Here is a 24,223-nt window from a genome sequence, read left to right on the forward strand (position 1 = left end):
CCAAGTGTTGCAATAATCACTTCTTAGTGTGGTTTTATAGATAAGACTTACATCACTTACTTATATTAGAATCGTATCTAATTGCTAAAATGGCAAATAGTATCCTACTAGAAATAAAAATAGAACATAACCTCGTATGTTCTACTCATAATGTGTCCACATTCTAATTATTTTAACTGTTTTGGAGCCTTCATCTATACTATAAATTAATCGATGTTGAATATTGATTCGCCTTGAATAAGCACCACTTAAGTCTCCAACCAACTTTTCATAAGATGGCGGTATCGCATATGGATTTTCTTTTAGTAGTTCTACTAACTTCTTAGCTTTCTCAGATAGGTTTGCAGCTTTTAGCTTATTGACATCTTTTATAGCCTTTTTCGTAAACACAACAGTATACATCTTACCATTCTACCTCTTCTTCACTGACGCATTCATCAATAGGCGTATTCAAACCTTCAATAATGCTTTCTTTGAGATTAGGTATGTTAGATAAATTAAGCGTCTCGATTAGTCCATTATAGTCTTCTTCACTCAAAATTACAGCATTTCCTTCTTTGGTATTAATATTGATAGGCTCATTGAACTTTATTGCTTGGCTCAATATGTTATAAATGTTTTTCCTGAAATTTGTTACACTCAAAGTGATCATAGAAACACCTCCTAAGTTAATTATAACGTACTTTTTTACGTACGTCAATTTGTCTTATCACTTAAATCATGGTGATCATAAGTTGAAGCTACAAGGAAAAGAGAGGTAGATGAATTGAAAGATTGCTTCTTAGTGTGGTTTTGGGGATATTAATTTATCTTGATTGGATTGGACTGTTGAGAGGGTGGATATATCACATTCCCTTATACAGCCGGTCTGCTTACAGCAAATCAATGCCCAAGTCAGTCATGATGACATTAATCTGTTTCCAGCTCCTTACATCCTCATTAAGTTTTGAACGCCCATAATCTGTCACTTTGTAATACTTTCTTTTGGGACCATTTGATACTTCGCCTAAATAAGTTTCTGTCGCGCCATCCTTATTCAGCCTTCTCAAAATCGAATAAAATGTACTTTCATTCACTTCTGGGAAATGCTCATTCATTTTTTTCATAATATCGTAACCGTACAGCTCTTCTTTAATAAGTATCTGTAAAATACACATTTCAAGAATCCCTTTTTTAATTTGTGCATTCATTTACTCACCTCTATCACTAAAACTTGAAAACAGCATATAGGAAGCTAACGTTAGCACTAGACCCAACAAAGCCGGCATAAAGCTTGCAAATATCATTTTCACCATGCTATACCCATCAGTACCAAAATCAGAACCCACACTATATATGAATAAGCGAATCGAATAGATAAGACCAACCGAAAGAAAAATCAGCGGAAGCGTATTTTTAAATTTTCGTCGATAATCTGAACCGATCTTAAACAAAGTGAAGACACCAACGAGTGTACCTAAATGAAAACTCGGTTCTAAAAACCATCTTGCATAGTGATTGGCAATACCAAAGGGCAGTTTATTATAGGCAACCGTATACTCTGCAACCCAAGATAATTGTAGAACAATTACGATCGATAGGATAATCTGCAACAGCAGTACACGTCTCAAGACTTTGTCGATATTTTCATACCACTTCGTTTTATCATTTCTCAACTGCTGGTAACCTAAATCGCCACCTAACAACAACCAAAGACCAATCGGGCTTATCATAGTAAAAAGCAAATGCAGCCCTACTCCATTCGCTACAGACGATACTTCAGTAACGTAGGCGTAGGTATAAAAAGTGATCATAAAACCAATTAGCACTCTAATGATCAGTTTGAAAGGTGCCCAGACATCCCGTTCGTCAGATAATGCATTAACGACATCCAAAGGCGAACCTAAATCCTTGATTAGCTCCTCCTCCGTCTTGCCATTCGAAAGACCCACAGTGAAATACTCATTGTAATCAAATAGAATACTATTAATGTCTTTTCTTGAATGACTCCATAACAGTTTACTTCTCAGCTTAAACAAATAGGTTCTTTTTTTCATAAATATCTCCTTGTTGTACTGATTATTGAACAGTAGTTGCTTATAGTATATCCCTCTACTGTTCATTGGTCAATAGCTATTAAAACTGGATTTATTGTGGAATGGGGCTTGTCGTAAATGTGTCTTAAATTTATGGTTGAAGAGATGTTGTTTGAGAGCGGGCGGACACAAGGCCGCGCCCCTACGTGGGGTGTGGGAAAGGTATTTGGGTGCATGGGTGCGAGGTGTTGTTGTGACTATTTTTCGGATTTGCCTGATTTTCTTTGCTTTTCTTTATTTTTTCTTGCTTTTGAAGCGTAGCGCCTTAAAGGTTCATGTACGAGTGGATCGTATTGGTTGGGATTAGATAATGCTTTGATAGGGGCTTGAAGTATTGCATAAATTACTTCTTAGTGTGGTTTTATGGATATGCATTGCTCTTGAAACGGTTGGATTTGAGAGAGGGCGGACACAAGGCCGCGCCCCTACGTGGGGTTATGGCGGGGACAAGAGGATGCGACCGTGCGAGGAGTTGTTACCGGTATTTCATTTCAGGATCAAAAGAATCTAGTGCCATCGCTAGTTACTCATAGTGGTAATCTTGAAGTTGCCCATTAATCAAATTCTTTTCTCTCAAATCACTGTAACTTAATGCCGTTAACATTAAGTGTTCCATGTTAGTTGCCATTTTGTCCTCCTAACCAAACATCCGTATTTTCGCCATTTCGTTCTACAACATACAAAACATTCTTCAAATCATTCAATGATTTAACTTCGTCTAAAATCAAGTTTCGAGTATTTAACGCAATTCGTTGTTTGCCTGATTCCTGATATATTTTGTCCTTATCAAAATTCTCCAAATCCACGGTTCCATCAGTTAGATACTTCTCATCGTATATTTCAAATTGGATATTCATTTTTTTGACACCCGTTGCCTTGAGTTCCATCACCATGTTATAGACCTCCCCATAAAGTTCATCCACGTTTTCCTTTGTAACTGTCTTGAAGTAGACAGCCAGCAGACTTATATCTGGGGCTTTTTCTAATTCCGTCATCAAGTAGTCGGGGTCATAATAATCGCTAAGGTCAGTGTCCCAGTCCTCTACCCAAGCTTGAAACTGCTTGACTTTCTTTTCAGTGGTGTTGTTGAAGTAAGGATAGATTTCTATTTCTCCGAAAATGCCACTAAAAATACTATCAATTTGTGGCATATAACTCTGTGTTGTTTCGTAAGAAATCTTGCCCAGCCAGTAATTATCTCGGAACCTACCCGTCATTTCATCAGTAAATGGCTCCTTGTAATAATCGCCAAAGTATGTTGATTGAAACAATAAGCCTGTGTCTACCGACTTGAACCAAAAGATGATTTCATTCACATCCATTTGTGCGATTCCATGTTGCTCAAAGTCCTCACCATATTTCTGTTCAAATAGCCTTTCAAACTCATTGTTGATCTCACCAATGCGTTCACTCGACATCTTGTTGGCTTCTTCTCGTCTCGCTTTTGACCCATCTAGATCGAGTAAAGCACAACCCGATAAAGAGAGAATTAATAGGACTACTAGTAAACTTTTTAGAACTTTTGTCGCTCTTTTCCTTAGCACCATTTCACACGCTCCTTCACATAATGGATTGCCGGTTCTTATAGCTATACTCAGAATCAGTCTTCTAGGAACACTAATTCAATCATTTCACGTAACATTGACTAAGGAGCCCTTGCGCTGCATAGCAATCATATCTATAGTGCTTCATCACTACTTAAGCAACTACTTTTGGTCCAATCGATACTCAACTAGTTGAAGCACTTCTTTATTTTAACAAATGAAAAGCGGATTGTACCTTAACTGTGCCTTAAATTTAGGGTTTAGGCTTTCCTTCTAAAACTGTGCAAAGTTTTTTTGAATAAGTGTTTCTATTGCCTTTTGGTTTTTTGTTTGGGAGCGGGCGGACACAAGGCCGCGCCCCTACGTGGGATTGTGGTGGATTGATGAGGATGCATCGGTAGGAAGGATTGTGGTGAACTTATCCCTCCTAACCTGCTTTTCTTGCATTTGAAGCGGAGCGCCTTAAGGGTGCATGTTCAGGTCGAGTTGTGTAGTCAATATCAAATGATGCGTAAAAAGGTGCTGGAAGTGTTGCAATAATTGCTTTTCTTAGTGTGGTTTTATGGAATAGGTATCTCTCTTGCCTTTTGGTTTTTGTTTGGGAGCGGGCGGACACAAGGCCGCGCCCCTACGTGGGGGTGGATTTGTTTAGGTGCGGGCGGACACGAGGCCGCGCCTCTACGTGGGGGTGGATTTGTTTAGGTGCGGGCGGACACGAGGCCGCGCCTCTACGTGGGGGTGGATTTGTTTAGGTGCGGGCGGACACGAGGCCGCGCCTCTACGAAGGTGTGTGTTAGATGTAAAAAGACAAAGTCCTTTTGGACTTTGTCTTTGGTTTACTTGCTTTTGATTGTGATGGTTGCTGGGGTTGCGGCATCGATTTTGAAGGTGCTTGCGGTGCCGTAGGGGGTTTGGGTGATTTTAAAGTCAACGGCTTTTCCATCTGCTGTCACTTGCTTGGCTTCACCTAATACGGTGAAGGTGTAGGTTTTATAGTTGGTCTGGTACTCGCCTTCTGCTTGACCAAGTATGATTGTTATGCTGTCACCGTCTTTTTGCTGTGTGACGGTTTGTTTGAAGTAGCCTCTGTTTTCGTAGGCGTAGGTTTTTCCGTCGTCGTCGTAAACGGTAAAGCTTGTTTGCTTATCTGACGGGAACACTTCTACAGACAGGTCGTTTACCACATACTCGTCCATGTACTGCATGATAGGCTGTTTTGGCAATATGGCCCCTTCTTTGATAAAGAGGTTCACATCGCTCCAATCCTTATTGTCGGCAGTCAGGGTGTGTTTGCCGCCTTCGAACTTCTCACCAGTCTGGTAATGGTACCAGTCGCCATTTGGCAATGTGACTTCTAAGGTGCTTGCCCCTTCTTCTACTACCGGGTAGTAGACCAGATGGTCCCCAAAATACCAGCCGCCGATGTAGTTGTCAAACTCGCTGTTATCCGGTTGGTGGTAGAATATCGGTGTGACTAGCCCTAGCCCAGTGTCGTATGCTCTTCTTTCGTAGCTGTATACGTAAGGTGTGAGCTGGTAACGTATGTTCATGACTTCTCTTGAGCGTGCTTCGGCTGTTTCACCGAACACCCACGGCTGCCGCTGGCGGTTTTCTGTGGAGTGCACTCTAAAGATCGGTGTGAACGCGCTCATCTGCACCCATCTTGTGTAGTTTTCGGGTGTAGGATCCGGGCCGTTGAATCCGCCGGTGTCCATTCCCCATTTCGCTTGCCCTAGGTTGATGGCGGTGAGCATGGTTTCACGCTGCTTTGCCATCGCCTCAAAGCCCGAGTAGATGTCACCCGACCAAAGTCCATAGGCGTAGCGCTGGGCTCCTAAAAAGAAGTTTCGGTTGATGGACCATACGCGTACGTCGTTGTAACCGCGCTGTCCTAGGTATAAGGCCTTTTGCATGTTAAGGTGCTGTATGTTGTCACCAAGCTCGTCGGCTTCGTCGTTCCAGTAGCCTGCGATGCCTGTGTCGATGGCCTGCTTGACGTTGTTAAAGTACCATGCGCCAGCAGTGTCGTTTGAAAAGTCGATGTCGTTGGCGTACTCGCCACTGAAGTATTCTCTGTAATCCTTTTGATTAGGATAGAAATAACCTTGTTTTCTCGCGTATTCACCCTGGATGGTCTCCGTAAGGATTCTTGGCTTGAAGATTCCTGTCAGGTGCAGTCCAAGGGATTCCATCTCTTTTGCGAATGCTCCACTTGACCCGTCAGGGAACTTCTGGTCGTTCCATCTGAATTCGCCGTAGTTGTCCTCACCCCATGCCTTCCAGTCGAAGTCGAGTGTGTAGTTGTCGATCGGCAGCTCTTTTTCACGGTAGGTGGTGATAATGTCTGTCAGTTCTTTCTGGTCCATTCCCCATTCGGAATTTGTAAAGCCCATGGCCCATTTAGGAAACATGGGTGCAGTGCCCGTAATACTGTAGAGCCTTGTCATGATTTCGATAGGGTTTCCGACGATGACATAGTAAGTGCTGTCCACCTTGTTGTGCTTGTCAAAGTTTATGGTGGTATCATCGATTTTAAAGTCACCGCTGGTGCTGTCGAACAAGAGTCCGAATTTTTTTGACCAGATAAACGGTGCTCCAGCATCGCCTTGCTGGCCTGCTAGCACTCTGCCGCCGTCTTCTACAAACATGGCCCTTTCAGATGTCTCATTGGCTCCGTAGCTGTCCAGTCCGTAGAATCCTGATTCGTTGGTGTGGTTGAAGGTGAACTCACCGATATTCGCCGCGTCGTAGGCAAGCTGTTCAAGTAGAAGTTCACCTTGTGCATTATAATAGGCCACTGTCATTGCATTGTAATCGATCACAACCTTTAGTTTTGATGATGTCATCGTTACGATGTTTTCTTCTTCAACCAGCTCGTAGTCGACCCTGTCAAAGGAGCTTCTGCCGACGACTTCGGTTTGAGTGGAATAGGCGCCACCCGGTCTGAAGCTGATTTGAAAGGCATCGTCTGTCAGCCAGCTGATAAAGACGAAGACGCCGTCTTTTGCAAAGGACACTTCATTGCCGTTTTTTCGGATAACCACTGGAACCGTCTGTTTTTTTGCAGGTGCTACGACCTGTTCGCTTGTGGGTTCTACGACCTCATTTACTGACGTCGGTTGCGGTTTTAGGCTACATGCGGTAAGCGACAGTGTAAGGATAAATAGCAATACGAGGAGATGTTTTTTCATTTTTTGCTCCTTTGATTCGTTCATGACAAAAAAGGGGCAACATAGCCCCCTTTTATCGGTTTTATAGTTTGGCTTTCAACAGTCTGAATCCTTTGGCTTTTAGGCTAAGGGTTTCTGTCAGTTCGATAGCTTCTGATGTCATCAGGTCTTTATAGTGCCTTTGCAGCTCCAGGGGTACCTTTACTTCTTTTTCGTAGTCGTTTGTGTTCATAATGACGAGCAAGGTCTCATCTTCTGTTCGCTTTTCATACGCCACTAGGTCTTTAAAGTCACCTTCTGTGATAAAGTGGATGTCGATTTCTCTAGTCGTCTTCTCACTGTGTCTGATCGCTATCAGCTGCTTGATAAAGGCGTGCATGGTTTTATCCTGCTTTTCAGTATCCCAGATCATGCACTGTCTGTTCTGGTCGCCAAAGCCTGTAAGGCCTTGTTCGCTTCCGTAGTACACGCTTGGTGATCCGCCAAATGTAAGCAGCAGCACAAAGGCGAGTTTTGTTTTGTCCACATCCCCTTCACAGGTCGATAGGATACGTGATGTGTCGTGGCTGTCCACAAGGTTAAACATATTTGGTGCGACATGCTTAGGATACGTGACAAGTAGTTTTGAGATTGCGTTTCTAAACTTTTGCGGCGAATAGTTGTAATCCACGTGCTTTTCGTGCCCTAATAGGTGCCATACAGGGAACGTGAACTCGTAGTTCATCACGCCGTCGAACTGGTCGCCCTGCAGCCACGGATTGGAATCATCCCAGTTTTCGCCAAGAATAAACAGATCGGGTTTGATTTTTTTAGTCATTCTTCTAAACTTGCGCCAGAAGTCATGGCTGACTTCGTTAGAGACATCAAGCCTCCAGCCGTCGATGTCGTATTCTTCGATCCAGTAGCGCGCCACATCCAGCAGATAGGCTTCGCAGTCAGGATTACCAGTACGCCACTTAGGCATGTTGGGTGTGAACGCAAATGTTTCGTAGTTTAATTTTCCTGTCACTTCGTGAGCATGTGGTTTAGGGAACCCGTGCTTCATTTCAAAGTTGATGACAGGCTCTCTTAAGATGTGGAACCAGTCAAAGTATTTTGATTTGGAACCTTTTTCAGCTACATCCTGAAAGTAAGGGTGTTTGAATCCGCAGTGGTTGAACACGGCATCTAGCATGATCTTGATTCCGCGCTTATGCGCCTCTTTTACAAGCGTCTTAAAGAGGTCGTTAGACCCAAACGCCGGGTCGATCTTAAAGTAGTCGATCGTATCGTACTTATGTGTCGCAGACGCTTCAAAGATCGGCGTGAAGTAAACGCCAGTGATCCCAAGATCCTTGATGTAATCAAGATGGTCCACGATGCCCTGCAGGTCTCCACCAAACAACATTTCGTTGTTGACAGGGTCTTTGCTGCCCCATTTTAAAGTGCCCTTCAAGTCAATGCTTTTATCCCCGTTTGCAAAGCGCTCAGGAAAAATCTGATACCAGACCGTATCCTTGACCCACTTGGGCGCCTTAAACAGGTCTTCTTCGTTGATATAGGGAAAGTTGAAGTAGTCAGAGATGTTGTATCTCTTTTTGGGCATTTCATCAAGGTTGAAAAAGCCGCGCGAACCGTACAACACTTCGTGCTCACCTTTGATCAGTACAAAGCCGTATTTCACTCTTTTCCATTCAGGCTTAACCTGCAAGAACCAATAGTCAAAATCGTTGTCGCTATACTCAATCGTCATTTTAAGTTCTTCGGCATCCGATGAGTTCCATTCCCAGATATTGTCGTTGTTCGGGTTAGGACCCCAGTCGAAGGGATCGCCCCAAATGACGTGCACCTCGTCGATGTCGGATTTAACGGTTCTTAATTTGATATGTAGCGTCTTTTCGTCAAATGCATAAGCATATTTTGTTTTTGCTTCGTGATGTATTCCATGTACGTTCATCTGTCATTCTCCTTTTTCTAAATTGTAACCCTAATCGGGTTCAGGAGCTAGTGTACCGTATTGCTAAAAGGCAAACGCTTACATCCTTTGAATAGAAAAAAATGGAGTTATTTTCACAACTCCATATGTCCTTCTGTCAGCATCAGCGCTTCCTTGTATTTTCTATGCGATTTATAGTAGTCGATCGCGATTTCCCTAAAGGCTTTTTCAAGCTCAAAGTGGGTCGCGGCTGCAAATTCGTACAGCGACTTGAGTTCATCCTCACCGATGAGCCATGTTCCCTTGTCGTCAAAGTACTCGTCGTAAAGCAGCACCGAATAGATCATCCTATGCATCGATTTGTTTCTGTAGTTGAACTCCTGTTTTAAGGCGTCAAGCATGACCGGACTTTTAAGATAATAACCGATTAAAAACTTTGTCACACTCGCATTGACGGTGATGTCGCTGTTGTAGCGGTCGTCAACAAGCGTTTCCAGCGCTTGATCGTATCTTGATGTTCTCATCAGCCCCCAAGCGATCTGATTGCTGATATTGATGACATGGTAGTCCCTATTGGTCGATTTCGCATACCTTAGCGCCTTTTTATACGATTCGATACCCGACTGATAGTCGCTGACCGTATAGTAGATGAGCCCGATCATTTCGTATGCGCCGATGATACTTGTGATGTTACCATCAGACACATAGCATTCAAGCGCTTTTTTCAAGTGGTCCATCGCTTGTATCGGCCGTTTAGAGGCGAGCTGTGCATAGCCGAGCCAGTTGTACAAATGGCCGTTCGAACCGAACTGCGCCGCCTTTTCGAACTGCACTTTCGCTTTTTCGATATCCGCAGCCACCTTTAGGGTATCTATGCCCGTATACAGATAATACTTGAACTTTTGAGAGGGTGTCATCAGTTCCTTAACCGATTTTAAAAGCGATTTGGTCTCGTTGAACACTTCTCTGCTTTGCGTACAGTAATAGGCAAGCTTGATAATGTAATAGTCGATGATGACAGGTGAGTTGACATAGGCCTCCTCGTTTGTTTCAATCTCTAAAAACATCTTATTGGACTGATCGAACTCGTTGAACATCAATCCGTCCAAAAAAGCGTTGAAATCTTCATACGCCTTATTGATAAAGACCTCATCGTCTCGGTAGTCGATTGCAAGTGCCGAAAAGAGGTCACCTATGACCTCTTCTGATGGCAGTATTTCAGCATTTTCGATTCTACTTAAGTACGAATTGACACATATTCCTTCTGACAAAGCCTTTTGAGACATGTTTTGGCGCAATCGGTTCATCTTGATGATCGACCCCAAAACCTTTCCATTTGTTTTATTGATCAGCTTGTCCACGTGATGCTCCTATCGTCTGTATAGAAGTGTGATATCCGCAATTTTTTCGGCGAGTTCATCGCTTAGCATTTCGGGTCTTACTCTCCATACCCAGTTACCGCCAAGTGTTGATGGAATGTTCATTCTAGCTTCTGACCCTAGTCCTAAGAAGTCTTGCATCTGTGCTACAGAAAGGTACGCAGTTGACGCCCACGCAGTCCTGATAAGACCCCAGTTGTAGCCTTCTGTCTCATCAAGCTTGCAGTATTTGATCGCAAACTCCTTGTCTTCGCCGTCCACAGCCTCAAGCCATCCGTTTACCGTATCGTTGTCATGGGTGCCGGTGTATGCGATGCAGTTCTTATCATAGTTATGAGGTAGGTAGTCACTCTCTTCTCTAGAGTCAAAAGCGAACTGCAGTACTTTCATCCCCGGGAAGTTCGTGTATTCTCTCAGCTCGGTCACTTCATCGGTCATGAATCCAAGGTCTTCTGCGATGATGTTCACTTGACCAAGCGCATTTCTAATGGCGTCGAACAGCTTTTTACTTGGACCTTTTGTCCATGCCCCGTTTTCCGCGGTTTCATCTCCATATGGAATCTCCCAAAAATCTTGGAAGCCTCTGAAGTGGTCGATTCTTACGATGTCGAATAATTCAAAACTATGCTCGATTCTCTCGATCCACCACTTGTAGCCATGCGTGTCCATGTATTCCCAGTCGTATATCGGATTTCCCCATAATTGACCGGTTGCCGCGAATGCGTCTGGCGGGCACCCCGCCACAGTGATCGGATTGAACTTTTCGTCAAGTTTGAATAGTCTAGGATTCGCCCATACGTCGGCGCTGTCTTCCGATACGTAGATCGGCAGGTCTCCCACGATCGAAATACCATGCTCGTTGGCATAGCTCTTAAGCGCCTTCCACTGACCGTACACAAGGTACTGCGTGAACACCCAGAAGAAAATCTCATCCTTATATTCTTTAGCAAACAGTTTTACCTGCGTGTTGTTGATCGAATCGTATTCCTTAGGCCATTCCAACCACGAACCGTTATTGTGATGGGCCTTGATCGACATGTATAGCGCAAAAGATTCCAACCAGTCGATTTGCTCTTTGTAAAAGGCATCCAACTCACCTTGTATTTTTCCTTTTGCCCTGTCATAAGCTATTTTAAGGAGCGGCATCTTATGAAAGTATAACTTATCATACTCTATCGATTCAGAGTTATTACCGAGGTTCGCCTTTAGAATCTCATCTTTTCGTAAAAAACCCTGTTCTACGAGTGCGTCAAGATCTATAAAATACGGATTGCCCGCATATGCCGAAAATGACTGGTAAGGCGAATCGCCATAGCCTGTGATTCCAATAGGAAGTATTTGCCACACCTTTTGTTTTGCTTTTTTTAGAAAGTCCACAAAATCATATGCTGTCTGTCCAAAATCACCGATTCCATATGGTGATGGAAGTGACGAAATGTGCATCAAGATGCCACTTGCTCTTTCTTTCATAAATATCCTCCTATTTGTCTTTATCTCTTATATCCAATCTGCTGTTTTCACCGAGCAAAATGAACGTATCACCTAAAGTCTTACCGGCCAAATCGATAGTCACCACACGGTCTATAAGCGTTTTAGCAGTTTGTGTCTTATGGACACCATCGTCATCCATTAAGCGGTAGCTAGCCTTTTTAGTGGCATAACCGATCCAGGTGATGTCTTTATCTTCTGTTTCTTTTGTGTTGTTCACAGATTCTATGATAGGAATCATGGCATCCTTTTTAAGGAAGAACATCACTTTATCAAGGTCATAGCTGAGATAATGGTCTCCTTTTTCATAAACCTTAAGTTCAATGTCTTTTGAGTCCATACTCACAAGCATCATATCTTCTGGCAGATAGACCATTCTTCCTCTTTGATTGTGCTTCACTACAGGAACCAGCATCACGTGATCACCAAGCATGATCTGATCTTCGATATCCCCTACCCTTTCATCATCATACGCAAAGGTCAAGGGCTTAAAGAGCATCTTATCGTCTGTTACCGCTTTAAGGTATTCCGAATAGATAAAGGGAAGAAGACGGTATCTCACCTTGATCAACTCTCTATTGATCGATGTGGCTTCCTCGCTAAACTGGTATGGTTCCTGGTTTCTTGTTCCTATGGCGGAGTGGTTTCTTAAAAGAGGCGTAAACACGCTAAACTGCAGCCATCTCGAAAGCAGCTGAGCACTGGTGTTGGCTCCAAATCCGCCGGTATCAGCGCCACTGTATAAAAACCCTACCATGCTGAGTGAGGACATTTGCTTTACATTGGTCTCCAAATGCGACCACCATGATGCGTTGTCACCTGTCCAGATGCCACCATACCTGTGCATGCCTATATGCGAGGCCCTTGACAGGATCAGCGGTCTGATGCCTGGTAAATGCTTCTCAAATCCTTCAAAAGCGGACTGAGTCATGAAATAACCGTAAAGATTATGTACCTCGTCATTGCTGTATTCTTTTCCTTCATAGCTGTGGATCATCGTGTCATAGTAGTCCTGATGGTTACTCAGGTTTCTGAACACATCACCAAGCTCAAAGTAGGTATGGATGTCAAGGTTCTTACCCTCGCTGTCCTTGGCTTTTTTTATCGCCTGGCCCAGTTTCTTATCATCGTAAAAAATTGCAGGTTCGTTCATGTCATTCCATATGCCTACAATCCCTTGATTGATCAGATACTTGTACAAGTCGCCGAACCATTCTCTTGTTTCAGGCCTCAAAAAATCTGGAAAATGAACGTGACCCGGCCAAACTGCTGCCGTATAGGGTTTGCCGTCATCTCCTTTGACAAAATGATCACCCTTTAGACCTTGTTCATACACATCATAGCCTTTTTCAATTTTCACACCGGCATCGATGATAGGTACAAGGTATTGGTTGTCTTTTTTAAATGTATTGACCAATCCCTTAAAATCAGGATAGGTCTCCTTGTTGACAGAAAAGTCTTTGAACCTTTCCATATAGTCGATATCGACATAAATTCCTTCAAGGGGCAAGTCGTTTTTAGAAAAGGCATCCTTTACTTCAAGCAGGTCCTTTTCACTACTGTATCCCCATCTAGACTGAAAATATCCAAACGCCCACTTTGGTGGCATATAGGGTTTCCCGATGATCTTTCTAAATTCAGTCACAACAGCTTCGGGGGTATCAGGCTTAAACTGATAAAGATCAAAATCGGTACCGAACACTTTGATTGTTAGCAGAGATTCGTCTGTGTAGCCTATGTCATAGGCGACTCTGCCTGCAAAATCAAGGTAAAATCCATTTGCCTGATCATCTAAAACTAAAAAGAAGTTATGGGAACCGTAGAGCGTCGTCTTGTCTTCTGTATGATGAGGATCATCCGTACAGTAAGACTCATATTTTCTACCTCGTTTATTTATACCACCTAACTGTTGACCTAAGCCATAAACCGAAGTTCTTTCAGATAAATTCATAGTGATTATGGCGTGATTCTCATGAATAGTTACAAAAGAAGGGTTTTCTTTTGAGGTATCAACCGGTTGAGTCACCGCGTAGGTTGGAATCGGAGTACCGAATCTAAATTTCTTAATCGTCTGCACCTTAACCTCCAAAGTTAAATAAAAAGAGACCGAATCGGTCTCTTTGAGTTTGCTAAAGATTTCTTTCAATAATGTCAGTATCGACGATGCAATGGTTATGAACAGCACTACCTGCCAATTTGCTGATTAAAAGTTTGGTTGCCTGATACCCCAGTTCGTCAGGGTGGATATCAACGGATGTCATGTTGGATTCCTGATAGACACTCATTTGAATGTTATTGAACCCAGTAACCTTCACCTCGTTTTTACCCATTTCATCAAGCCACTTCATCGCACCATAGCCAAGAAGATCATCAATTGTAACAATCGCTTCTGGACCATCATGCTCAAACATTTTGGCACATGCCTCATAACCGCTTACAACATCGAAAGCACTACTGTGAACAACCCAATCAGGGTTCACATCTATGCCTCGCACATTGAGCGCTCTCAAAAAACCATCGTAACGATCGCTTGAAAAGTTATACGATAAACTACCACCGATAAATCCGATTTTAGTATACCCTTTGCCAATCAGTAAATTCACCATATTATAAGCGGCCTGAAAGTTGTCGTTATCCACCCAGAGCGTCTTTTCGGTATGCTCAGGGCGTCCAATCACGACAAATGGAAAATCAGCCTCTCTTAAGAATTTTGTACATTGGTCATTTTTTACGGTTGTCATCAAGATGATTCCATCCACAAGGTTTGACTCGATGTACTCCTTAATGAATTTCACTTCTTCCTCTTCCTTGCTGCTATAGGTGTACACGATTCTATAACCGTGCTTCTGAGAGTAGATGCTGATTCCTCTCATAACCTGTATGAAAAACGGATTGCTGAATAGGTTCTCATCTGAGTTCGGGATGATGATCCCCAGTGTGCTTGTTTTTCTATTCGCAAGGCTTCGGGCAATGGCGTTGGGTTTATAGTTCAACTCTTTCATTGCGTGTAATACAATTGTTTTTGTTTGATTTGATATTTTAGGGTGATCTGCAATCACCCGTGACACCGTTGATGGTGATACGTTCGCAAGTTTTGCTACATCTCTTATTGTAACTGGCATAAGTTCACTCCTCATTTATATTCACAACTAGTATAGCAGAGAATGGAAGATTCGTGAAAATTTATTTAACCTTTACTTGCTCCAGCTGCTAATCCTTCAACAATGTGTTTCTGGAATATTGCCCAAAGTATGGTGATCGGTATGGTTACCAGTACGGCACCTGCGGCAAACATCGTGAAGTTGTTCTGCGCCCTATCCGCTACCCATCTAAACAGACCAAGTGCGAGCGTCCATTTATCTTGGCTTCTAAGTATTACCTGAGGCAGTACAAAGTCAAACCAAGGTCCGATAAAGTTTTGAAGTGCGACAAATACTAAGATCGGTTTTGCTAGCGGAAGTACCACCTTTGTTACAATTGTGATGTTGCTCGCACCATCTATTCGTGCTGCCTCATCAAGACTTTTAGGAATAGCATCCAAATAGCCTTTTACAAGCCATGTGTTAAACGGGATCTGTCCTGTAGCGTATACGATGACTAGTCCCAGGTGAGTGTTGAGTAAACCGAATCTATTCAGTATTACATAAAGAGCCATCATCGCAAGCATGGATGGGAACATCTGAAGAATCAGGATCGTCATCATCGTGATCTTCTTTCCCTTAAATTTGAATCTCGAAAACGCCATCGCTGTCGAGATTGTCAAAACTAATGATAAAAGCATGTTGAGCGTGGCAATTTTTAGCGTATTACCGAACCATAATGGATAATCGGTATTGAATAAAAGTTCTTTATAATGGAACAATGTTGGATTCTTAGGTATCAGCGTCGTACTGAAAATGTTTGTACCCTGATTAAAAGATGAACCCACGATCCAAATTGAAGGAACGATAAAAATGAATGTGACCATCAAAAGCAACGCATACATAATCGCTTTTTTTAGGAGTTTCTTAAATTGTAAATTATCCATTATATCATGTCCTCCTCTTTAAACGACTTGGTTTGTGTAAATCCAATCACAGCAAATGTCGCTACAATAAGGAATATCACAATCGTAACCGCGGCGGCCATACCGTACCATTGTTTTTCAAGGGTCATCTTGTAGATCCAAGAAATCAGGATATCGGTCGATCCAGCCTGCTTGTATACCGGATTGGCAGGATTACCGCTGTTTAAGAGATAGATCATGCCAAAGTTGTTAAAGTTATGGGCAAAAGTCATAATCAGTAGCGGAGCTGTTTGGAACAACACCATCGGTACTGTGATCTTTGTGAACTGTTGCCACTTTGAAGCGCCATCGATATCGGATGCTTCATAAAGTGATGCATCTATGTTTGTTAAAATACCTGACATTAGCGCCATCCAATAAGGCGAACCCGCCCACATGTAAACGACGATAACCACAATTTTAGCAAGTGTCGGATCTGTCAGGAACGGAATTTTCTCACTGATCCATCCAAACTGCAATAGCGTCGAATTTAGCGGACCAGGTCCACTAAGGATCAACCTGAAAGTAAGGAGTGAAATAAACGCTGGTATGGCATATGGAACGATGAATAATGTACGCCATAGTTTTTTGAATTTAATATCTTTTGAGTTTGTAAGCAGCGCCAGTCCTAAACCACCGAAGTAGTTGAGTACAGTCGTAGCTACCGTCCAAACAAGTGTCCAGCCGAACACGCCAAAGAATGTCTCTTTCCATCCTGGTAGTGTCACCAGTTTTACAAAGTTTTCAAAACCCACCCAGTCTACCAAATTGCCTGGTGGCAAGTGATAAGGTGCCGCAAAGTTTGTGAATGCGATCAGGGTAGTGAATAGGATCGGAAGAAAAGTAAAGAATAAAATAAGTAGTGCGCCTGGTGCCATCATTACATGTGGGAAATAGGTAGTGTTGAGTCTCACGAGTGTACCTTTGATCGACTCTGCTTTTTCCCCTGCTTCGATGCGCTTTCTTGCTTCTTTCGCATCTTTGATGTTGATAAAGTAAACTAATACAAATAAACCTAAAACGATTATTGCCATTAAACTGTTAATTAGTAAATTGATTGAATGATCGCCCTTAACACCTTTTGTTTCACCTAGCGTGATTAGTCCCCAAAACGTCATATAAAGCGAACCGTTTAAAGCGTTTACTATGAAGATTACCTCGATAAGCGCATAGATAATACCTTTAAACCATTCTTTATTATAAAACTGGCCTAGCCCCATGAAAAGTGTTGAGAGGATACCCGCTTTTTTGATGTTATTCATGTCATCACCCTTTACATGTACCCTAAATTAATTGCCCTATCAATTATCGAGGGAATCCGAATGGATTCCCTCATTAATTGTCTATTCTTTAAAACTGAATATTATTGGTTAGCGATATCAGATCTAACTTGCTCAGCAGCATTTTTTAGACCTTCTTCAACTGTAACTTCTTCGTTCCAGATGATACCGTATGCAGCGCCCATTGGACCCCAGAACAATTGAATTTCAGGGATTGAAGGCATTGGGATAGAGTATGCAGCTTGGTTAGCGATAGCAGCTACAGCTTCGTCAGCCATGATTTCTGGCATTTCAGCAGCGCCTTTAAACGTTGGGATTTGACCAGTCTTAGCGAAACGCGCCATTAAGTTTTCATTTGAAGTATAGAATTTAGCAAACATTTGAGCAGCTACAGGGTACTCAGAGTAAGCAGAAACATAAAGGTTTCTTACGCCTGAGAAAGGAGCTGAATCGTTGCCGTTTGAAAGTTTAGGAAGTTGAGCGATACCCCAGTTAAGAGATGAATCTCTAAGAGCAGCGATTTCCCATGGGCCAGTGATCACTGCGCCGACTTTACCTTCGTTAAATAGACCCATCATTGGACCGTAATCAGCATCGCCAGATGGAATTGGAAGGATTTCTTTAAGTTTCATCATTTCGTTGATACCGAAGATAGCGCCTTCTGAATCAAGACCTACATCAGTAGCATCCGAACCACCGTTACCAAATACGTAACCGCCGCCGCCAGCTAGGAATGATTGTACGAAGTAAGCGTTGTCAACATCCATGTAGAATGCATATTGGTTAGCGTTTACATCAGTGTACTCTTTACCGAAAGCGATTAACTCTTCATATGTAGCAGGAGGAGTTGGGAAGATATCTTTGTTGTAGAACATTGCATAAGTTTCGATCGCTCTTGGGAAACCGAAAACTTCGCCGTCAAATGAAGATGCGATGATAGCTGCGTCGATCATTTGCTCTTTCATTTCATCTGCAAACATGTTTGGAACAACAAGACCAGATGCAACAAGGTTACCAGTGTGGTCATGTGGAGCTGCGAACACGTCCGCACCAACACCAGCAGGACCATCTTGAGCCATACGGCCACCAGCGTCTGTGTGTTCAACGTTTTCTACAGTTACTTTTACGCCGTATTCAGCTTCGAAAGCTGCAGCCATTTCTTGCATAAATTCAAGTTCTGCACCTTGTGATTCCCATACAAGAAGCTCAGCGCCTTCTTCAGGCATCAATGCGTCGTCTGCAGGTGTTTCAGCAGGTGTTTCAGCTTGAGTCTCAGCTGGTGTTTCAGCAGGTGTTTCAGTTGGTGCTACTTCAGCAGGCTTACAAGCTGCTAATGATAGTACAAGCATAAGTGCCAGTACAAGACTTAAAACTCTTTTCATTTGAAAAGTCCTCCCCTTAAAATAGTTCGTTTAGTTTTTAGTTGCAACTCAATGCAACCGTTTGCACAATCTCATTATAGTAAGCATCAAAACACATGTCAACAGGTAATTTTACGATTTGATAACATAATCGTATACACCAATTGCAAATACATGATTCTAATTTTGATTTTCTTCTTAATAAATTTTGATTGTTAGCTTGGAGCACTAAACATGGCACGTGTTTCACCATATTGCGCAACCGAAAACGTTTCCAGCTTATATATATCCCCTATCAACATTTCTAATCACTTTTTTTGCGGAAACGATACCATGTGTGTGATATAAGCGGTTACACCTTTTGGATTTGTCAAATTAATATCAGTGCAACCGATTGCACTTGTTATTTATGTAGTTTATACTTAAGTAAAATGACAAAGGAGTGGAACATGAAAAAACTAATAGCAATTGCTTTGAGTAGTCTAATTTTAGTCGGTTGTACCATCCAACCTGTTGTAAATCCAGAGTTTGATCCAATATCAGACAATGGTAAGGCAACCCTGCAAGACGAAAGTAAGGAGGACGACAGTGAGTCGGTACAGATACCGGAACAACTTCCGGTGGATAATGATGGAGGGATATTTAGTAAAAATGACATCATCTATTTTGTCATGACCGATAGATTTTACGATGCTAGCGCATCCAGCAACCTGGAAGATACCGACCCCACAAGTCCAACTAAGTTTCAAGGTGGAGATCTTCAAGGCATTACAGAAAAACTGGATTACATCGCCTCACTTGGAGCGACTGCCATCTGGTTGACTCCGGTAATGACAAACGGTCAGGATGGTTATCATGGCTACTGGATACATGACTTTTATAGTGTCGACCCTCACCTCGGATCAATGGACGACTTCAAAAGACTAGTCGATGAAGCTCATAATCGTGATATTAAAGTCATTCTTGACTACATTGTCAATCATACGGGTTATGATTCTCCTTGGATTAACGATCCGCAAAAGGCTAGCTGGTTTCATGAACATAAAGATATCACCAACTGGTCGGATCCTGTTCTTATCGAAAACGGATGGCTTGCGGGACTTCCTGATTTAGACCAGTCCAATCCTGAAGTTGAAAGTTATTTTATCGAGAATGCAAAATGGTGGATCAGCGAAACCGGCATCGACGGATTTAGACTGGATACCGTGAGGCACGTCCCAAAAGACTTTTGGAGAGCCTTCTCAGCAGGTATCAAAGAGGACTATCCCGACTTTTTCCTACTTGGCGAAGTCTGGAGCGATAACGCCAGATATATCGAGTTGTACCATAAGGAAGGCATCGACGGAAACACCAACTATTCGCTATATGCAGGTATCACCGCTGCTTTTTCTCCGCTCAGCGATGTGAGGACACTAATCAACGCAATCCAAAAGGACACCAACTTTGAGCGTCCGGATTTGAACGGTATCTTTATCGATAATCATGACAATCCAAGATTTGTATCTGTCAGCAAAGAAAACGGCGAAGCCTATCTAAAACAGGCTATGACCTTGATGTATAGCTACCCAGCCATTCCAGTACTCTACTACGGCACCGAAATCGCGATGGAAGGCGGTGCGGATCCTGATAACAGAAGGATGATGGCATGGGATGAGGTCGAGGGATCTCAAATGCTTGCATTTACAAAACAGCTCGTTGAGCTTCGCAGCAAGTACATGGGCGAATTGACCGTCATCGACTATGACGTCAAACACCTTGTTTACACGAGCAAAGGTCCAGATGGAACAATGCTAGTCGTACTCAACACCGAAAAGAAAGAAAAGACAATCACCTTCGACTATGACCACAACACATCACAAGCCTTACTGCAAGACACACCAGCAGCCATAATCAGCTCAGGCACATGGCAGATCCAAATGCCCGAACTAGGCATCGCAGTATACAAAGTGGAAGATTAGCAACATAAAAGAGGTGCGATCCATTAAGATCGCACCTCTTTGCATATTATCCCTACAACTCTTCAATCAAAATCACCAATCACCAACCGGCATTTTCCCCTACTCCATCATCCTTACAATCCTAAGCACTTCTGCCACAGACCATGCCTGCGCGCAGCATCCTCTAGGAGCGTTTGGTGCATCTCCTTCAAAATTCTCTGAGATGCTTCCGATCGCAGCTTGATTTAAATGAGGAAGTAGAAGGTCCAATCTTTCCTTGATGTAGTCCTTGTCGTTGAAAGTCTTATAGTGAGCCTCCAAGTAAGGGCCGATCAGCCATCCCCAGCCCGCACCTCTATGATAGGCGCCGTCCCTGCTTAAAAGGTCACCTTCGTACTTTCCATGATAATCCTTATCTTCAGGGCTCACACTTCTAAGTCCGTAATCGAACAGCAAGTGGTCCTGTGCGGTGTTTACGACAGCTTCCCATTTATCCCTGTTGAGTGCGGTGAAGGGTAGACTGATTGCAAACAGCATATTCGGCCGAATGATGTCATGCCTTACACCGTCGATGATCAGATCATACAGACGGTTTTCCTTTTCATTCCAAAAGAGTTCATTGAATTTCAACTTCACTTTGGATGCCAACTTCGCATAGTCCCTATCGGCATCGACAATCTTTGAGAAGGCATCCATCACGCAAAGGGCGTTATAAAATAGTGCGTTGATCTCAACGGCTTTTCCATGTCGTGGTGTCACTACCCATCCATTTACCTTGACATCCATCCAAGTGAGCTGTGTCTTTTCGTTACCTGTGCTCATGAGTCCATCTTCATCGACATAGATGTCATTGATCGTTCCAGCAAGCAAGTAAGAGAACATCTCTTCAAGCTTAGGGAACAATCGTTTGATAGACGCATCGTCTTTTGTCTTTTGATAATAGGCAAAAATAGCCTGATATAGCCAAAGTGTCGCATCAGCAGTGTTATACATAGGCTCTTCATCATCATCTGGGAAGTTATTGGGAATAACCCCCTGCTTTTGATAGGCTATGAAGGTCTCGATAAGCTCCAGCGCTTCAGCGTATCTTCCGGTTTCGAGTGTGAGTCCCGGTAGGGCGATCATGGTATCTCTTCCCCAATCGGTAAACCAAGGATATCCTGCGATGACCGTTTTTGTACCAGTCGTCGATCTTTCCACGATAAACTGGTCGCTAGCCAAAACAAGTGGTTCAAACCGCTTGTCTTTCAAGTTCACATTTCGCTCAAAATCAGTTATACGCTTTTCTTCTTTTGCTATGATTTCTTTGGCGTGGCCTACTTCATGCATTTCCAAATCAATCGTCATTGAAAACTCCTGAGTTCCTTTACTTATCGCATAACTGTAATCGCCAGGGCAGTAATGGTTTTCAAGGTCAGGATATCCTCTTCTTGTCTCTGTCTTGTAGTAGGACGTTTCAGACAGCCTTACATTCGGTGTAAACTCAAGTTCACTGACAAGCACCGCACCCGAGAGTGCCGTTTTACAAATCAAAGCCTTCGACTCCAAAACATAGTCGTAGCTGTAATCCTCCATCGTCACAGGCACTGCGTCGTGATGGTCGCGTATATTGAATAGCGGCGAAATCGTCAGCTTTGCATCCACATCAGAAACAATCTCATAGCAGATGCCCATACGACTCGTTAAATAGTCAAAGGCTCTCCTACGAGTAACGCATACTCCCTCAACCTCATATTTCTCAATAACCGCACCCGTGTTTGTCACCGAAGTGGCATAGCTGTATTTGCTATCAGAAGCCTCTTTTAAATCGGCATTCAACTGATGGCTCTTGCCACCGATTGACAGGGTCATCAGTAGTTTACTAAGAATATGGGTTCTGGCAACCGGTGCTTTTAGGCTCACCGTATAAAGACTGTGGTACTTTCTAAAATTGATTCCAGACGTACTCAATAGGCTGTATCCACCTAAACCGTTTGTGATAAGTACTTCTTGTTCATTTGCTTTGCTTTGATCGAATTTTATCATGATTATCTCCATTTCACATTTTCATTACTAGTTTAACAGGCGTTTTAGGAGATGACTTCACTTTGAATTTGTGAAATTCAGTCCTGATTGAACTGTTTAAGATACCATTCTATAGATAAATCGCTTAAATGATATAATGAACTGCAAAAAAAACGGTCGAACCACCGATGGTGATGCGACCGCCTTAACTTAAAAAATTATCAATCTGTCTACGCCAAATTATCGAGTACATCTTCGAGCGCGTCAATAAATCTTTGGGTATGCTCGATGGTTCCTGTCGAAACACGGATGTAGTTATCGCTACCCCACAAGAATCCAGGACGGATGATCACACCTCTTTTTAAAAGTTCTTCATTGATGACTCTTGAATCATGACCCACGTTCACCCATACGAAATTCGCGTTGGACTCTGTATAAACGAGGTTTTTACTGTCAAAGAACTCCTCCATCATTCCAAGGGAGATGTAGTTCAGCTCAACAGTCTTGTTGATATGGTCATCATCATCAAGTGCGGCCATACCGGCAACTTGAGCGATTCTATTTAAGTTGAACACATTCTTTACTTTTGTCATTTCAGAAATGATCGCCTCGGACGAGATCATATAGCCGACACGGATTCCCGCTAAACCGGCTACTTTGGAGAAGGTACGGATCAAGATCGTATTCGGTCTTTTAGCAAGGATATCAAGACCGTTCGGATAGTTTGGATTGACTCTGGCAAACTCGTAGTATGCCTCGTCAAGCACCAAGATCACGTCTTCTGGAATATTGTCAATCAGGTAGTTGACTTCATCAACAGTCATGATGTTACCTGTCGGGTTGTTCGGATTGCAGACGTAAATCATTTTAGTCTTATCATTCACTGCCTCGATGAAAGCCTTGAAGTCATGCTTGAAGTCTTCTTTCATACCGATTCTGACAGCTTTTCCGCCCATCTGACTTGTAGCGATGTCATAAAGCGAGAATGAAGGCCATGCGAAAATGACTTCGTCCTCTGAACCGACAAGCGCGTATGCGAGCATTTTTATAATTTCCTCACCACCGTTGCCAAACATGATCTGGTCGGCAGAGATGTTAAGTTTTTTTGCCATTTTCCCGCGTAGCTCAGCCGCTGAGCCATCTGGATAGATGTGGATGTTGGCCGCCTCATTTTTTATTGCTTCAATTGCTTTTGGAGAAGGTCCAAGTGGATTTTCATTAGAAGCTAATTTCACAATATCAGTCAATCCATATTCCTTTTTAACTTCTTCAATCGGCTTGCCTGGAACATACTTCTTAAGCGTTTCTAGCTCTTTTCTAAATAAAGACATAGTCTCCCCCTTATGTTGTCGTAAGCACAAATGCAAACGTTTTCGCATGATTCATACATTTATTATAATGAAAATTAATGCTCTTGTCACGCGATTAACAGGAACATATGCATAAACTTTCTTAACTTTTTTTAATGCTTAAAAAAAAATAGCAACACCGAAGTGTTACTATTTACAAATTAATATTCAACGATTGCGTCGATGTCGTAGTCTTTCAACAACTCTCTGCCGTTTAGGAATGTCAAATCAATTAAGAATACCATTTTAACGACTTCGCCACCCATTTGCTCAACGAGCTTGGCAACAGCGTTTACAGTACCACCAGTTGCAAGTAGATCGTCGACGATCACGACCTTTTGACCAGGCTTCACAGCATCAATATGCATTTGAAGCGTATCTGTACCATATTCGAGCTCGTAAGTGTATTCAGCTGTCTCATAAGGTAGTTTCCCTGGTTTTCTGACTGGAACAAACGACTTCTTAAGCGCGTATGCAAGAGGAGCTCCAACTAAAAACCCACGTGCTTCAGGTCCGATAATCACATCGTAGTCAACGCCTTCCAGTGATTTTATGAACTGATCGATCGCATAATGATACACTTCTCCATCTTGAAGAATTGTTGTGATATCCTTAAACCCTATGCCAGGCTTCGGAAAGTCCTGTACTTCTCTGATTTTCGATTTTAAATCCATGA

At 42.7% G+C, this 24,223-nt stretch carries 18 protein-coding genes; 1 reads left to right on the forward strand and 17 read right to left on the reverse strand.

All coding sequences use genetic code 11. The annotated features are described in order from the left end of the window. Positions 1–141: 141 nt before the first annotated feature. The 14 genes from DWB64_RS11335 to DWB64_RS11400 form a co-directional block, all read right to left on the reverse strand. On the reverse strand, positions 142–402 hold the full coding sequence (locus DWB64_RS11335) for a Txe/YoeB family addiction module toxin (RefSeq protein ID WP_129488357.1): 261 nt from the start codon (positions 400–402) through the stop codon (positions 142–144). Position 403: 1 nt separating this feature from the next. Next, positions 404–652, reverse strand: coding sequence for a type II toxin-antitoxin system Phd/YefM family antitoxin (locus DWB64_RS11340; RefSeq protein ID WP_129488358.1), 249 nt, complete (start codon positions 650–652; stop codon positions 404–406). 220 nt (positions 653–872) lie between these two features. Further along, positions 873–1,190 carry a PadR family transcriptional regulator gene (locus tag DWB64_RS11345; RefSeq protein WP_129488359.1) on the reverse strand — a complete coding sequence of 106 codons (318 nt, stop codon included), beginning with the start codon at positions 1,188–1,190 and terminating at the stop codon, positions 873–875. Continuing rightward, entirely contained in the window at positions 1,191–2,036 is an 846-nt protein-coding gene (locus DWB64_RS11350; RefSeq protein ID WP_164980373.1) for an HAAS domain-containing protein, read from the reverse strand. It lies immediately after the preceding gene. Positions 2,037–2,692: 656 nt separating this feature from the next. Further along, a complete protein-coding gene (locus tag DWB64_RS11355) occupies positions 2,693–3,622 on the reverse strand; it encodes a hypothetical protein (protein ID WP_129488361.1) in 930 nt (309 codons plus the stop codon). Between the two features lie 833 nt (positions 3,623–4,455). After that, entirely contained in the window at positions 4,456–6,810 is a 2,355-nt protein-coding gene (locus tag DWB64_RS11360) for a TIM-barrel domain-containing protein (protein WP_164980374.1), read from the reverse strand. 61 nt (positions 6,811–6,871) lie between these two features. Continuing rightward, positions 6,872–8,725, reverse strand: a complete 1,854-nt coding sequence (locus tag DWB64_RS11365; RefSeq protein WP_129488363.1) for a glycoside hydrolase family 13 protein — start codon at positions 8,723–8,725, stop codon at positions 6,872–6,874. Between the two features lie 113 nt (positions 8,726–8,838). Further along, the gene (locus DWB64_RS11370; protein ID WP_129488364.1) at positions 8,839–10,065 is read right to left on the reverse strand and encodes a helix-turn-helix transcriptional regulator; all 1,227 of its coding nucleotides are present in this window, start codon (positions 10,063–10,065) and stop codon (positions 8,839–8,841) included. 9 nt (positions 10,066–10,074) lie between these two features. Next, positions 10,075–11,553 (reverse strand): 4-alpha-glucanotransferase, encoded by a 1,479-nt coding sequence (gene malQ / locus DWB64_RS11375; protein ID WP_129488365.1) that lies wholly within the window; start codon positions 11,551–11,553, stop codon positions 10,075–10,077. A gap of 10 nt (positions 11,554–11,563) precedes the next feature. Next, positions 11,564–13,648: a TIM-barrel domain-containing protein gene (locus DWB64_RS11380; RefSeq protein WP_129488366.1), complete on the reverse strand. Its 2,085-nt coding sequence runs from the start codon at positions 13,646–13,648 to the stop codon at positions 11,564–11,566. A 52-nt stretch (positions 13,649–13,700) separates the two neighbouring features. Then, entirely contained in the window at positions 13,701–14,693 is a 993-nt protein-coding gene (locus DWB64_RS11385; RefSeq protein WP_129488367.1) for a LacI family DNA-binding transcriptional regulator, read from the reverse strand. 65 nt (positions 14,694–14,758) lie between these two features. Further along, the gene (locus tag DWB64_RS11390; protein WP_129488368.1) at positions 14,759–15,598 is read right to left on the reverse strand and encodes a sugar ABC transporter permease; all 840 of its coding nucleotides are present in this window, start codon (positions 15,596–15,598) and stop codon (positions 14,759–14,761) included. Further along, the gene (locus tag DWB64_RS11395; RefSeq protein WP_129488369.1) at positions 15,598–16,878 is read right to left on the reverse strand and encodes a sugar ABC transporter permease; all 1,281 of its coding nucleotides are present in this window, start codon (positions 16,876–16,878) and stop codon (positions 15,598–15,600) included. Before DWB64_RS11395 ends, DWB64_RS11390 begins: the two co-directional genes overlap by 1 nt. Positions 16,879–16,979: 101 nt before the next feature. After that, positions 16,980–18,278, reverse strand: coding sequence for a maltose ABC transporter substrate-binding protein (locus DWB64_RS11400; RefSeq protein WP_129488370.1), 1,299 nt, complete (start codon positions 18,276–18,278; stop codon positions 16,980–16,982). A gap of 428 nt (positions 18,279–18,706) precedes the next feature. Here DWB64_RS11400 and DWB64_RS11405 point away from each other — a divergent pair, with 428 nt between their 5' ends. Further along, entirely contained in the window at positions 18,707–20,215 is a 1,509-nt protein-coding gene (locus DWB64_RS11405; RefSeq protein ID WP_164980375.1) for an alpha-amylase family glycosyl hydrolase, read from the forward strand. Between the two features lie 99 nt (positions 20,216–20,314). Here the strand turns inward: DWB64_RS11405 and DWB64_RS11410 are convergent, their stop codons facing one another. The 3 genes from DWB64_RS11410 to DWB64_RS11420 all read right to left on the reverse strand — a co-directional run bounded on the left by DWB64_RS11410 (position 20,315) and on the right by DWB64_RS11420 (position 24,221). Continuing rightward, positions 20,315–22,219 (reverse strand): amylo-alpha-1,6-glucosidase, encoded by a 1,905-nt coding sequence (locus tag DWB64_RS11410; protein WP_164980376.1) that lies wholly within the window; start codon positions 22,217–22,219, stop codon positions 20,315–20,317. Positions 22,220–22,428: 209 nt separating this feature from the next. Next, positions 22,429–23,529, reverse strand: a complete 1,101-nt coding sequence (gene hisC, locus DWB64_RS11415; protein WP_129488373.1) for a histidinol-phosphate transaminase — start codon at positions 23,527–23,529, stop codon at positions 22,429–22,431. Positions 23,530–23,708: 179 nt separating this feature from the next. After that, positions 23,709–24,221: an adenine phosphoribosyltransferase gene (locus DWB64_RS11420; protein WP_129488374.1), complete on the reverse strand. Its 513-nt coding sequence runs from the start codon at positions 24,219–24,221 to the stop codon at positions 23,709–23,711. Positions 24,222–24,223 lie beyond the last annotated feature (2 nt).

It is taken from the genome of Fusibacter sp. A1 (assembly GCF_004125825.1).
GTDB lineage: Bacteria > Bacillota > Clostridia > Peptostreptococcales > Acidaminobacteraceae > QQWI01.

What these genes read in the sequence shown, in the direction of transcription:
- DWB64_RS11350 (WP_164980373.1), bottom strand. Translation starts at nt 2,036, where the DNA reads ATGAAAAAAAGAACCTATTTGTTTAAGCTGAGAAGTAAACTGTTATGG.
- DWB64_RS11420 (WP_129488374.1), bottom strand. Translation starts at nt 24,221, where the DNA reads ATGGATTTAAAATCGAAAATCAGAGAAGTACAGGACTTTCCGAAGCCT.
- DWB64_RS11340 (WP_129488358.1), bottom strand. Translation starts at nt 652, where the DNA reads ATGATCACTTTGAGTGTAACAAATTTCAGGAAAAACATTTATAACATA.
- malQ (WP_129488365.1), bottom strand. Translation starts at nt 11,553, where the DNA reads ATGAAAGAAAGAGCAAGTGGCATCTTGATGCACATTTCGTCACTTCCA.
- DWB64_RS11365 (WP_129488363.1), bottom strand. Translation starts at nt 8,725, where the DNA reads ATGAACGTACATGGAATACATCACGAAGCAAAAACAAAATATGCTTAT.
- DWB64_RS11395 (WP_129488369.1), bottom strand. Translation starts at nt 16,878, where the DNA reads ATGAATAACATCAAAAAAGCGGGTATCCTCTCAACACTTTTCATGGGG.
- DWB64_RS11385 (WP_129488367.1), bottom strand. Translation starts at nt 14,693, where the DNA reads ATGCCAGTTACAATAAGAGATGTAGCAAAACTTGCGAACGTATCACCA.
- DWB64_RS11405 (WP_164980375.1), top strand. Translation starts at nt 18,707, where the DNA reads ATGAAAAAACTAATAGCAATTGCTTTGAGTAGTCTAATTTTAGTCGGT.
- DWB64_RS11335 (WP_129488357.1), bottom strand. Translation starts at nt 402, where the DNA reads ATGTATACTGTTGTGTTTACGAAAAAGGCTATAAAAGATGTCAATAAG.
- DWB64_RS11390 (WP_129488368.1), bottom strand. Translation starts at nt 15,598, where the DNA reads ATGGATAATTTACAATTTAAGAAACTCCTAAAAAAAGCGATTATGTAT.
- DWB64_RS11360 (WP_164980374.1), bottom strand. Translation starts at nt 6,810, where the DNA reads ATGAAAAAACATCTCCTCGTATTGCTATTTATCCTTACACTGTCGCTT.
- DWB64_RS11410 (WP_164980376.1), bottom strand. Translation starts at nt 22,219, where the DNA reads ATGATAAAATTCGATCAAAGCAAAGCAAATGAACAAGAAGTACTTATC.
- hisC (WP_129488373.1), bottom strand. Translation starts at nt 23,529, where the DNA reads ATGTCTTTATTTAGAAAAGAGCTAGAAACGCTTAAGAAGTATGTTCCA.
- DWB64_RS11355 (WP_129488361.1), bottom strand. Translation starts at nt 3,622, where the DNA reads ATGGTGCTAAGGAAAAGAGCGACAAAAGTTCTAAAAAGTTTACTAGTA.
- DWB64_RS11345 (WP_129488359.1), bottom strand. Translation starts at nt 1,190, where the DNA reads ATGAATGCACAAATTAAAAAAGGGATTCTTGAAATGTGTATTTTACAG.
- DWB64_RS11400 (WP_129488370.1), bottom strand. Translation starts at nt 18,278, where the DNA reads ATGAAAAGAGTTTTAAGTCTTGTACTGGCACTTATGCTTGTACTATCA.